Source organism: Streptomyces sp. NPDC050610, from assembly GCF_040654875.1.
GTDB lineage: Bacteria > Actinomycetota > Actinomycetes > Streptomycetales > Streptomycetaceae > Streptomyces.
In genome coordinates this window covers 1-12148 of sequence record NZ_JBFAIV010000026.1, presented here as the reverse complement: position 1 = coordinate 12148, position 12148 = coordinate 1, and the positions used below count along the sequence as shown (strand labels likewise).

The window sequence follows — 12148 nt, the reverse complement described above, 5'->3', positions numbered from 1 at the left end:
CCGCCGGCCACCGCGAGCACGCTCGTATGTGAGGCGCGCGCCCCGGCCCGTACCCTCCGGCGGCCTCCGGGCGTACGGGCCGGGGCGCGGCGGCGGTCAGCCGTCGCTCTCCTCGTGCCAGCCGAAGCTGCGCTCGACGGCCTTGCGCCAGTTGCCGTACTCCCGCTCGCGCTCCCCGGCCTCCATGCGCGGCGTCCACTCGGTGTCGCGCTTCCAGTGCGCCCGCAGCTCGTCGAGGTCCTGCCAGACGCCCGTGGCCAGCCCCGCCGCGTAGGCCGCGCCCAGACACGTCGTCTCGGCGACGACCGGACGGATCACCGGCACGCCCAGCACATCCGCCTGATGCTGCATCAGCAGATTGTTGACGGTCATCCCGCCGTCCACCTTCAGCGAGGTGAGCCGCACCCCGGAGTCCTGGAACATCGCGTCGACCACCTCGCGCGTCTGCCAGCTCGTCGCCTCCAGCACGGCGCGCGCCAGGTGCGCCTTGGTGACGTACCGGGTCAGCCCGGTGATCACGCCCCGCGCGTCCGAGCGCCAGTACGGCGCGTACAGCCCGGAGAACGCCGGCACGATGTACGCCCCGCCGTTGTCCTCCGCACTCGCCGCCAGCGGCTCGATCTCGTCGGCGGAGCGGATGATCCCCAGCTGGTCGCGGAACCACTGCACCAGCGCGCCCGTGATCGCGATCGAGCCCTCCAGGCAGTAGACGGCCGCGTCGCCGCCCAGCCGGTAGCCCACCGTCGTCAGCAGCCCGCTCTTGGACGCCACCGGCCGCTCGCCCGTGTTGAGCAGCAGGAACGAACCCGTCCCGTAGGTGTTCTTGGCCTCGCCCACCCCGAAGCAGGTCTGCCCGAAGATGGCGGCCTGCTGATCGCCCAGCGCCGAGGCGACCGGCACCCCGGCCAGCTGGCCGACCGCCGTTCCGTACACCTCGGCCGAGGACCTGATCTCGGGCAGCATCACCTCGGGCAGATTCATCGCGGCCAGCACCGAGGAGTCCCACTGGAGCGTTTCGAGGTTCATCAGCATCGTGCGCGAGGCGTTGGTGACGTCGGTGACGTGCGCCCCGCCGTCCGTGCCGCCGGTCAGATTCCAGATCAGCCAGGAGTCCAGCGTGCCGAAGGCCACCTCGCCCAGCTCGGCCCGGCGGCGCAGCCCCGGCACGTTGTCCAGCAGCCAGGCCGCCTTGGGCCCGGAGAAGTAGCTGGCGAGCGGCAGCCCGGTCACCGCCCGGAACCGGTCCTGGCCGTCCGCGCCGCCCAGCTCCCGGCAGAGCGCGGACGTACGCGTGTCCTGCCACACGATCGCGTTGTGCACCGGCTTGCCCGTCGTCCGGTCCCACAGGACCGTCGTCTCCCGCTGATTGGTGATGCCCACCGCGCTCAGCTCGTCGGCCCGCAGCCCCGCCTTGGCGAGCGCGCCCGCCACCACGGCCTGCACCTTGGACCAGATCTCATTCGCGTCGTGTTCCACCCAGCCCGGCTTGGGAAAGATCTGCCGGTGCTCGCGCTGGTCGACGGCGACGATCGCGCCGTCCTGGTTGAAGACGATGCAGCGGCTGGACGTGGTGCCCTGGTCGATCGCGGCGACGTACTTGTCGGCTGCGCCGGTCCTGTCGATCATGACGTCTCCCGAGTCAGTAGGCTGCGTTGAAGATGAGACCGGACAGCGCCGCCCCGATCAACGGACCCGCCACCGGAATCCAGGAGTACCCCCAGTCGGAGGTGCCCTTGTTGGGGATGGGCAGCACGGCGTGCACGAGGCGCGGGCCGAGGTCGCGCGCCGGATTGATGGCATAACCCGTCGGCCCGCCCAGCGAGAGGCCGATGCCGACCACGACGAACGCGACCATCAGCGTCTGCGTGCCGGACTGCCCGAGCCCCTTCGTGAGCCCGAAGGCCAGCACCGGCAGCACCAGCGCCATGGTCGCGATGACCTCGGTGAGGAGGTTGGCCACCGGAGCGCGGACCTCCGGAACGGTCGAGAAGATCCCCAGCGTCGGCTGCGAACTGTCCGCGTCGGCATTGGCCGCGAACTGCGCGTAGTAGGCGAGCCAGCACAGCACCGCGCCGAGCACCGCGCCCACCATCTGCCCCGCCACGTAGACCGGCACCTTGTCCCAGTGCCCGGTGTCGACGGCGATGCCGAGCGTGACCGCCGGATTGAGATGGCCGCCGGACAGCGGCCCGGCCGTGTACGCACCGGCCAGCACGCCGAAGCCCCAGCCGAAGGCGATGACGACCCAGCCGGCGGCCCTGGCCTTCGAGTGCGTGAGAGTGACGGCGGCGCACACCCCGGCGCCGAAGAGAATCAGCACCGCGGTGCCGATGATCTCGCCTATGAAGATGTCGCCATTGGAGAACTGATCCACTGCGGCTCCCAGTCCCTCGCCCGGGACGCCGTCCCGGTCCTCCGTGCAGGGGGGTGCTCCCTATCGAGGCGGCGGCCGGCGGCCGAGGGTTCCCGTGCCCCCTGCCCGGCGTCGGCGACCAGCGCGACAGGGCATTCGCCAGGGGAGCGGTGGCACCACCGGGGACGCCCTGCTGCGGCGGTGCCGACTGATACCCGGCAGTGTTCACCGGTGCTGACGGAGCGTCAAGGTCGCCCGCAGCAGTGGCGGCGCGCCGCCGGCGGACACCGCGCCGCCACCTGCCCGGCGCCCGTGCGCGGACCGGTGTCAGCACCCGTGCACGGACCGGTATCAGCGCTCGTGCACGGACCGGTATCGGCGCCCGAGCGCGGACCGGTGTCAACGCCCGTGCACGGACCGGTAGGAGACCGGGAAGTCGAAGTAGGAGTCGGGGAACGGCTCCGGCTGATACGTGTAGTGCCACCACTCCTGCGGCAGGTTCACGAAACCGGCCCGCTCCATCGAGGACTTGAGCAGCAGCCGGTGGGCCCGCTGCTTCCCCCGCACCCGCGGATCGAGAGTGTGGGAGAGGGTGTCCATGCAGTCGAACCCGGTCCCCATGTCGAGCGAGTTGTCCGGGAACCGCTGCCACCTCGGCGCGTGGCAGGGCACGAGCGGCTCCCCGGGCACGTACGGCCGAGTCGGCACGGCCGGCAGCCGGACCACCGTCAGATCCATGGTGCTGCCCCGGCTGTGCCCCGACCTCTCGGCGATGTAGCCGTCGTCGAACAGCCGCGACTTGTCCACCCGCGGATAGAACTCGCCCTTCATCCGCTGATCGGAGAGATCCCTGCCCCAAGCCACGAAGGAGCCCACCGCCCGCTTCGGCCGGTAGCAGTCGTAGACCTTGAGCGAGTACCCCCGGCGCAGCAGCCCGCTCTGCACCCGGTGCAGGGCCCGCGCGGCGGGCCGGGTCAGCAGGCACACCGGCTGGAGATAACCCTTGACAGGGCGCCCGGTGAAGTTGTGCGGGGTGATGTAGCGGATCTCCTGAAGGATCGTCGGGTCGACGTCGCCGAGGGCCACGAACTCCTTCGGAGCCTTCGGCCACCGCTCCTGGCCAGGCTGCGCCGAAGCGGCGGGGGACAGCGCGAGGAGAGCGGCGGCGGACAGGGCGAGCGCGCGTGAGGCCACGGCGGACAGGGCGCGTACGCGCGCGACGGCGGGGAATCGTGGCATGAACCCTCCAAACGGTCAGTGGTCCCTCCACTTAGCAGCCCCGCAGGCCACCGCGGAAGAGGGCCCGCCGCCCCTGGGCCCCCAACTGACGCAACGGCATCGGGCCTAGGCCGACCGCCCCCGCACCCGCACCGGATACGCCACCTCGTCCCTCCCCTCCTGCTCCACCCGCAGCCGCCCGTCCCGCCACCGCGTCGTGAACCGCACCGCCGCCGGCCGCTCCCAGCCGTCCCCCGCGTCCGGAATCAGCACACCCCCGCCCGTACGCCCCGGAGCCGGCTCCCATACCTCCAGCTCCACCCCGCCCCCGGCGCCCGCCACCGGCACCACCGAACCCGCCCGCGCCAGCACCGGAATCCGCTCCAACGGCGCCGGCAGCAGCACCTGCCCCGGCCCCTCGTACGCCCGGCCCGACGCCGTGTCGTACCAGCGCCCCCGCGGCAGCCGCACCGCCCGCCACTCCGCTCCCGCCTCCAGCACCGGCGCCACCAGCAGCGAATCGCCCAGCAGATACGCGTCTTCGCAGTCACGCAGCGCCCGGTCCTGCGGCGAACGCCACCACACCGGCCGCACATACGGCGCCCCCGACCGGTGCGCGAGCTGCGCCAGCGTCACGAAATACGGCAGGAGCCGCTCCCGCTCCCGCAGCGCCGCCCCCGCGTACTCCAGCACCCGCGGCCCGAATTCCCACGGCTCCCGCCGCCCCGCGTCGATCGACGCGTGCGTACGGAAGAACGGCAGCAGCGACCCCAGCTGGAACCACCGCAGGAACAGCTCCGGCGACGGCGACCCCGTGAACCCCCCGACATCCGGCCCCGAATACGGCACCCCGCACAGCCCCAGCCCCAGCACCAGCGCGAGCGACGCCCGCAGCCCCGGCCAGCCCGTGGCCACATCCCCCGACCAGCTGCCCCCGTACCGCTGCAGCCCCGCCCACCCCGACCGCGAGAACAGGAACGGCCGCTCCGCGGGCCGCAGCTCGCACAGCCCCTCGTAACCGGCCCGGGCCATCGCCAGCCCGTACACGTTGTGCGCCTCCCGATGATCACCGCCCCGGCCCTCCAGAGCGTGCCGCGCCGAACGCGGCAGCGTCGGATCGCCGAAGGCCGCGAACGACACCGGCTCGTTCATGTCGTGCCACACCCCGGAGAACCCCTGCGCCAGCCGCTCCCCGTACAGCCCGCCCCACCACTTGCGCACCCTCGGCTCCGTGAAGTCCGGGAAGACCGACTCACCCGCCCACACCTCCCCGCGCACCCGCCGCCCCCGCGCGTCCCGCACGAAAGCGTCCGCCGCCGCCCCGCTGTCGTACACCGCGTCGCCCGGCGCCGCCTTCACCGCCGGATCCACGATCGACACCAGCCGCACCCCCTGCCCGCGCAGCTCCGCCGCCAGCCCCGGCAGCTCCGGGAACCGCTCGCCGTCCACCGTGAACACCCGGTGCCCCCGGTAGTGGTCGATGTCCAGATGGAGCGCCGACAGCGGCAGCCCCCGCTCCCGGTACCCGGCCACCACCCGCCGCACCTCGCCCGCGTCCCCGAACCCCCAGCGCGCGTGGTGATATCCCAGCGCCCACGCCGGCGGCAGCGCGGGCGCGCCCGTCAGCGCCGTCCACGCGTGCAGCACCCGCGCCGGCGTCCCCGCCATCACCCAGTAGCGCAGCGGCCCCCCGTCCATCCGCACCTCGCAGCCGCCCGGCCGGTCATGCCCCGACCCCTCGCCCTCCACCCCCTCCCGCAACGACACCAGCCCGTCCCACGAGTTGTCGTGGAAGATCAGATGCGAACCCCCGTCCGCCACCACCAACTGCACCGGCATCGTCAGATACAGCGGATCGTCCCCCGGCTCGAAGGACCCGCCCGGATCGGTGTTCCACAGTCGGTACGAACCGTCCCGCAGCCGGGGCCCCGCCGCCCGCCCGCCCAGCCCGAAGAACCGCGCGTCCGCCGCCACCTCGGATCGCTGCACCCAGCGCGCCCCGGCCTGCGCGTCCGCCGCATGTGGGGCCGCACCCCGCTCGTCCACCGGCTCCCACCAGCGCGGCGGCAGATCCCGCCGCAGCACCACACCCCCCGGCGTCCGCACCTCCACCGCGCCGTGCCGGTCCACCGCCACCAGCACCCGCTCCGACAGCACCCGCCAGCCGCCGTCCGTATCCGGCTCCAGCACCGCCCGCTCGTCCACCGCCGGACACGGCCCCGCCAGCGCGTACGACGGCTCCGGCTCGGCGCCGTCCCAGCCGCAGAACACCGCCCCGCCCGCCGCGACCCGCACCCGCAGCGACGACCGCGCGAACCGCACCACCCCGCCGCCCGGCTGCGGCTCGGCCCCCCGCGCCGCACCCGGCACCCGCGCCCGCTCCGCACCGCGCCGCGGCAGCCCGGCCGCGTCCGAGCGCCGCCGCCGCAACGCCGAACGCAGGGACCGCAGCCCCCGCCCCGAACCGACTGATTTCACCGACCGCACCAGGTCACGCGCATCCATGCTGCTCACCCTGCCATCGACGCCGCCGGACCCGCGGTCCGTTCAACTCCCGTTCACCCAGGGGTATCCTGCCGTCCCGCCGCGCCTTCGCCACACACGCAGAGCATCCGTCGGCCACACCGACCGCGCTCCCCGGCGCTCCCGCCGCGCGACAGCGGGCCCGCCGCCCCCGGCCGCCCCCGCCGCAGGGCCCGGACCTGGTGCGAGAGTCGATCACGTGGCATCGTCCTGCACAGCCGCGTTCCGCGCACACCCCGCACGTGCGCGGCGACGCCCACGACGCGTGACAGCCGGGAGACGCCAGATGACCACCGCACCGCAGCCCGCAGCCCAGCCGGAACCCCTGTGGCAGCCCGGCGAGGACCGCATCGCCGCAGCCCAGGTCACCCGCTTCCAGGACTGGGCCGCCGAGCGGCACGGCGCGCCCGCCGCCGTCCCCGGCGACCCCGCCGCGAGCTACGCCGCGCTCCACCGCTGGTCCGTACAGGAACTGGAACGCTTCTGGCAGGCCACGGCCGAATGGTTCGACGTCCGCTTCACCACCCCGTACGAGCGCGTCCTCGCCGACCGCGCCATGCCCGGCGCCACCTGGTTCCCCGGCGCCACCCTCAACTACGCCGAGCACGCCCTGCGCGCCGCCGACGACCCCGCCCGAGCCGGCACGCCCGCCCTGCTCCACGTGGACGAGACCCACGAACCGCGGACCGTCACCTGGGCCGAACTCCGCCGCCAGGTCGGCTCCCTCGCCGCCGAACTCCGCCGCCTCGGCGTACGCCCCGGGGACCGCGTCAGCGGCTACGTCCCCAACATCCCGCAGGCCGTCACCGCGCTCCTCGCCGCCGCCGCCGTCGGCGCCGTATGGACCTCCTGCGCCCCCGACTTCGGCGCCCGCAGCGTCCTCGACCGCTTCCAGCAGGTCGAACCCGTCGTCCTGTTCACCGTCGACGGCTACCGCTACGGCGGCAAACGCCACGACCGCGCCGAGACCGTCGCCGAACTCCGCCGGGAACTGCCCACCCTCCGCGCCGTCGTGCACATCCCGCTCCTCGGCACCCCGGCCCCCGAAGGCGCCCTCGAATGGGACGCCCTCACCTCCGCCGGCACCGAACCCGTCTACGAGCAGGTGCCCTTCGACCACCCCCTGTGGGTGCTCTACTCCTCCGGCACCACCGGCCTCCCCAAAGCCATCGTCCAGTCCCAGGGCGGCATCCTGATCGAGCACCTCAAACAGCTCGGCCTGCACTGCGACCTCGGCCCCGGCGACCGCTTCTTCTGGTACACCTCCACCGGCTGGATGATGTGGAACTTCCTCGTCTCCGGCCTCCTCGTCGGCGCCACCCTCGTCCTCTACGACGGCAGCCCCGGCCACCCCGACATCTCCGCCCAGTGGCGCGTCGCCGAACGCACCGGAGCCACCCTCTTCGGCACCTCCGCCGCCTACGTCATGGCCTGCCGCAAAGCCGGCCTCCACCCCGGCCGCGACCTCGGCCTCTCCACCGTCAAGTGCGTCGCCACCACCGGCTCACCGCTGCCGCCCGACGGCTTCCGCTGGATCCACGACGAGGTCGCCGAGACCATGTGGATCGCCTCCGTCAGCGGCGGCACGGACGTCTGCAGCTGCTTCGCCGGAGCCGTCCCCACCCTCCCCGTCTACATCGGCGAACTCCAGGCCCCCTGCCTCGGCACCGACCTCCAGGCATGGGACGCGGCCGGCGAACCCGTGACCGACGAGGTCGGCGAACTGATCATCACCAACCCCATGCCGTCCATGCCGATCCACTTCTGGAACGACCCCGACGGCAGCCGCTACCACGACAGCTACTTCGAGATGTTCCCCGGCGCCTGGCGGCACGGCGACTGGATCACCCTCACCTCCCGCGGCTCCGTCGTCATCCACGGCCGCTCCGACTCCACCCTCAACCGCCAAGGCGTACGGATGGGCTCCGCCGACATCTACGAAGCGGTCGAGCGGCTCCCCGAGATCCGCGAAACCCTCGTCATCGGCGTCGAACAGCCCGACGGCGGCTACTGGATGCCCCTCTTCGTCCACCTCGCCCCAGGCGCCCGGCTCGACGACAACCTGCGCGACCGCATCAAAAAGACCATCCGCGAGAACCTCTCCCCACGCCACGTCCCCGACGAGGTCATCGAGGTCCCCGGAGTCCCGCACACCCTCACCGGCAAACGCATCGAGGTCCCCGTCAAACGGCTCCTGCAAGGCACCCGGCTGGAGAAGGCCGTCAACCCCGGCTCCGTCGACGACCTCGAACTCCTGCGCTTTTACGAGCGGCTCGCCCACGACCGCGAGAGCGTCGAGAGCGCTGACAGCTGACGCCGGACGCCACTGTCAGTACCCCCGATTACGCTGAGTGAGCATTGATCGCTCGCGCTGAGGGGGAGTCATGGCGCACACCGGAAACGACGGAAAGCGACCCACCGCACGGCACCAGCTGCGCCGAGAAGCGCCCAGCACCGTGGCCGTACTCGCCGACGAGCGGGACTTCGCGGCCATGCGGCGGTACGAGACCTTCTCCTTCGACGACCACCCGGCCTACCTGCGGCAGATGGAAGGACTGCTGAGGACGCTCGCCGCACAGGGCGTCCACATCACCGTCGCCCTCTTCGACCCCGTCGGCTACGAGGAGTTCTGCGCACGCACCCGCCTCGACCCGGACGCCCCCGCCAGCCGCAGCCGCTACACCGCCCACCTGGGCACGGCCGGCGGCACGGTGCCGTACGAAGGCCAGCCCATCGACCGCCTGCTCCCGCACCTCATCGACACGGCCGAACGACAGGCGACCTGGGAGTACGCGACGGGGCTGCTGTCCCGGTCGAGCCGCTGCGGGGGCTGCGGCGATGACCGGGCCGAGGACGCGTTCGCCCGCGCCTCGCACATCCTGCGGCTGCTCCTCGAAGCGGCCGGTCACGGCGAACACCACCTGGTGTGCAGCATCCCGGCCGACGGCGCGCCGCTCATCGCCGTGCTCCACACCGAGCGCCGCCCCGACGGCGTGACCCAGGTGCCCCAGACGCAGGCTCTCGTCTTCTGCACAGTGCTGGCCGCGGGCCTGTCGACCGCGAGCAGCGGCGGCGTCGTCCTGCGCACCACCGCACCCGACGGCCGCGAACGGGTCCGCGGCTGGGCCCTGCACGACGACTGGCTGCGCCCCTTGAGCGAAGCGGAGATCTTCGCCGCCTACTGCACGGACGCCGACACCGGCGAACCCGTCCCGCCCGAGCACGGAGTGGAGTACCTCGCGGCCACCGCCCTCGTACGGCCACCGGAGGCGGGGGAGACGCACTGAGGCACTGACGCACGAGGGGCGTTCCACCGCACCGCGCGGTGGAACGCCCCTCGGGAACTCACTCCGGCTCACTCGCCGGACAGCACCGCCTGCGCGGCCCGCCGGGCCTCGTCGGCGGAGTCCACGGCACGGGCCGCGGCGGCGGCGCGCTCGCACTGCGCGAGCGTGTGCTTGGCCAGCGTGGCGCGCACATACGCGATGGACGCGGCGCCCATGGACAGGCTGGTGACGCCCAGACCGGTCAGCACGCAGGCGAGCAGCGGATCGGCCGCGGCCTCGCCGCACACGCCGCAGCTCTTGCCCTCGGCCTTGGCGGCCTCGGCCGACGCGGCGACCAGGTCGAGCAGCGCCGGCTGCCAGGGGTCCTGCAACCGCGACACCGCGCCGACCTGCCGGTCGGCGGCGAAGGTGTACTGAGCGAGGTCGTTGGTCCCCAGCGACAGGAACTCCACCTCCTGAAGGATGGAGCGGGCCCGCAGCGCGGCGGAGGGGATCTCCACCATCGCGCCGAACTTCGCCTTCAGCCCCGCCTCGCGGCACGCGTCCGCGAACGCCTTGGCATCCGCCCGGTCGGCCACCATCGGGGCCATGACCTCAAGGTAGACCGGCAGCCCCTCGGCGGCCTTGGCGAGCGCCGCCAGCTGCGTGCGCAGCACCTCCGGGTGATCGAGCAGACTGCGCAGCCCCCGCACGCCGAGCGCCGGGTTGGGCTCGTCCGACGGCGTCAGGAAGTCCAGCGGCTTGTCCGCCCCGGCATCCAGCACCCGCACGACCACCCGGCCCTCGGGGAACGCCGACAGGACCTCGCGGTAGACCTCGGCCTGCTTCTCCTCGGACGGCGCCTTGGAGCTGTCGTCCAGGAAGAGGAACTCCGTACGGAACAGGCCCACGCCCTCCGCACCGGCCTCGACCGCGGCCTTCACATCGCCGGACCCGCCGATGTTCGCCAGCAGCGGCACCTTGTGCCCGTCGGAGGTGGCGCCCGGCCCGGACGACGCCGCGAGAGCGGCCTTACGGGCCTCGGCGGCACCGGTCAGCTCGGCGCGCTTGGCCGCGTCCGGCTCGACGAAGATCTCGCCCGTGCTGCCGTCCACCGCGACGACCGTGCCCTCGACGAGCTCGCCCGCGCCGGGCAGCGCCACCACGGCCGGCACCCCGAGCGCGCGGGCGAGGATCGCGCTGTGGCTGGTCGGCCCGCCCTCCTCGGTCACGAACCCGAGCACGAGCGCCGGGTCGAGCAGGGCGGTGTCGGCGGGCGCGAGGTCCCGCGCGATCAGCACATACGGCTCGTCGCTGTCCGGCACACCCGGCATCGGCACGCCCAGCAGCCGCGCCACGATGCGGTTCCGCACGTCGTCCAGGTCGGCGACCCGGCCCGCGAGGTACTCGCCGGCCCCGGCCAGCAGCGCCCGGTACGCGGCGAAGGCGTCGTACACCGCCCGCTCCGCGGTGCTGCCGACGGCGATGCGCCGCTCGACGTCGGCCATCAGCTCGGGGTCCTGGGCCATCATGGCCTGGGCCTCCAGCACGGCCTGGGCCTCGCCGCCCGCCAGGTTCCCGCGCGCGATGAGATCGGCGGACACGGCCTCCACGGCCTGGCGCGCGCGCCCCTGTTCGCGCGGAGCCTCGTCCGTGGGGATCTGCTTCGCCGGCGGCTCCAGGACCGCCGTGCCCATGTGCCGTACCTCGCCGATCGCCACACCGTGGCTCACACCGACGCCTCGCAGCGTTGTCTCCATTTCACCTGTCTCCCATTGATGCGACAGCTCCGGCCGTCGCGGTGGATGTCGTACGCGCCGTCGGTGACGGCCCAGGGATCACTGCCAGGTGAAGAGCGTGTCACCGGTCTTGAGGTCGCCCTCTTCGCGGACGTCGCCGAGCGCGTCGGCAGTGGCCTCCAGCGCGATGACCGGGCAGATCGGCGACTTGCCGGCCTCTTCGACGGCGGCCGGGTTCCAGCGCACGACGGCCTGGCCGCGCGTGACGGTGTCGCCCTTGTTGACGAGCAGCTCGAAGCCGTCGCCGTTGAGCTGAACGGTGTCGATGCCGAGGTGCGTCAGCACGCCGTGTCCCTCGGCGTCCACCACGACGAACGCGTGGGGGTGCAGGGAGACGATGACACCGTCCACGGGCGCGACGGCCTCGGACGGTTCACGGACCGGGTCGACGGCGGTACCGGGACCCACCATCGCGCCGGAGAAGACCGGGTCGGGCACTGCCGCGAGTCCGATGGCGCGTCCGGTGAGCGGGGACGTCACGGTGGTCATGGGAAGCCTCCCAGGGGTGGAGATTCATCACGCGCCGTCACTACCTGTCCCGGACGGCACGCTGGTCAGAAGGGTAAGTCATAGGAACGGCGGATTCCGCACACAAGATCCATAAGAGTGCGGTCCCGCACGACGCCTACCGAAGGCCCATCCGATCCCACCCGAACCCGTCCGATGATCCTGATCATCAAGAGGGGAGCGAGGAATCGATTTGCCTCGCCCCTGCGGGGCCTGTACTGTCGTATCCCTGCCCACGACGGAGGCACGCAGTCAACTGCGAGCGAGTCGGAGGGCGGCATCTATCGGATACTGATCCAATTCTCGGATCCGCTTCTGTGTGTCTGCTTATTTGCGGAAAACAGGCGGTAAGGGAGTGGGAAAAGAACTGATAGAGTGGTGGAACACCGAAGGGAAGCGCCCGGAGAGACCGGTGAAACGGTCACAAAGGAAGCGTCCGTTCCTTGAGAACTCAACAGCGTGCCAAAAGTCAACGCCAGACT

General features: G+C 72.6%; 8 protein-coding genes. 2 read left to right on the top strand and 6 right to left on the bottom strand.

From position 1 onward, the window contains the following. Positions 1-96 precede the first annotated feature (96 nt). The 4 genes from glpK to AB0I22_RS27755 all read right to left on the bottom strand — a co-directional run bounded on the left by glpK (position 97) and on the right by AB0I22_RS27755 (position 6076). Positions 97-1626, bottom strand: a complete 1530-nt coding sequence (gene glpK, locus AB0I22_RS27770) for a glycerol kinase GlpK (RefSeq protein ID WP_363133661.1) — start codon at positions 1624-1626, stop codon at positions 97-99. Positions 1627-1639: 13 nt separating this feature from the next. Beyond that, positions 1640-2374: an MIP/aquaporin family protein gene (locus AB0I22_RS27765; protein WP_363133660.1), complete on the bottom strand. Its 735-nt coding sequence runs from the start codon at positions 2372-2374 to the stop codon at positions 1640-1642. A gap of 378 nt (positions 2375-2752) precedes the next feature. After that, on the bottom strand, positions 2753-3592 hold the full coding sequence (locus AB0I22_RS27760; protein WP_363133659.1) for a M15 family metallopeptidase: 840 nt from the start codon (positions 3590-3592) through the stop codon (positions 2753-2755). 105 nt (positions 3593-3697) lie between these two features. Further along, on the bottom strand, positions 3698-6076 hold the full coding sequence (locus AB0I22_RS27755) for a glycoside hydrolase family 31 protein (protein ID WP_363133658.1): 2379 nt from the start codon (positions 6074-6076) through the stop codon (positions 3698-3700). A 304-nt stretch (positions 6077-6380) separates the two neighbouring features. Here AB0I22_RS27755 and AB0I22_RS27750 point away from each other — a divergent pair, with 304 nt between their 5' ends. Further along, positions 6381-8408, top strand: a complete 2028-nt coding sequence (locus AB0I22_RS27750; RefSeq protein WP_363133657.1) for an acetoacetate--CoA ligase — start codon at positions 6381-6383, stop codon at positions 8406-8408. Positions 8409-8478: 70 nt separating this feature from the next. Next, positions 8479-9381, top strand: a complete 903-nt coding sequence (locus tag AB0I22_RS27745) for a hypothetical protein (RefSeq protein ID WP_363133656.1) — start codon at positions 8479-8481, stop codon at positions 9379-9381. A gap of 68 nt (positions 9382-9449) precedes the next feature. Here the strand turns inward: AB0I22_RS27745 and ptsP are convergent, their stop codons facing one another. After that, positions 9450-11120 (bottom strand): phosphoenolpyruvate--protein phosphotransferase, encoded by a 1671-nt coding sequence (gene ptsP / locus AB0I22_RS27740; RefSeq protein WP_363133655.1) that lies wholly within the window; start codon positions 11118-11120, stop codon positions 9450-9452. A 78-nt stretch (positions 11121-11198) separates the two neighbouring features. Continuing rightward, on the bottom strand, positions 11199-11648 hold the full coding sequence (locus AB0I22_RS27735; protein WP_363133654.1) for a PTS glucose transporter subunit IIA: 450 nt from the start codon (positions 11646-11648) through the stop codon (positions 11199-11201). Positions 11649-12148: the final 500 nt, after the last annotated feature.

Excerpts from the sequence above, each read along its gene's own strand:
- glpK (WP_363133661.1), bottom strand. The coding sequence starts at position 1,626 with ATGATCGACAGGACCGGCGCAGCCGACAAGTACGTCGCCGCGATCGAC.
- AB0I22_RS27760 (WP_363133659.1), bottom strand. The coding sequence starts at position 3,592 with ATGCCACGATTCCCCGCCGTCGCGCGCGTACGCGCCCTGTCCGCCGTG.
- AB0I22_RS27755 (WP_363133658.1), bottom strand. The coding sequence starts at position 6,076 with ATGGATGCGCGTGACCTGGTGCGGTCGGTGAAATCAGTCGGTTCGGGG.
- AB0I22_RS27750 (WP_363133657.1), top strand. The coding sequence starts at position 6,381 with ATGACCACCGCACCGCAGCCCGCAGCCCAGCCGGAACCCCTGTGGCAG.
- AB0I22_RS27745 (WP_363133656.1), top strand. The coding sequence starts at position 8,479 with ATGGCGCACACCGGAAACGACGGAAAGCGACCCACCGCACGGCACCAG.
- ptsP (WP_363133655.1), bottom strand. The coding sequence starts at position 11,120 with ATGGAGACAACGCTGCGAGGCGTCGGTGTGAGCCACGGTGTGGCGATC.
- AB0I22_RS27735 (WP_363133654.1), bottom strand. The coding sequence starts at position 11,648 with ATGACCACCGTGACGTCCCCGCTCACCGGACGCGCCATCGGACTCGCG.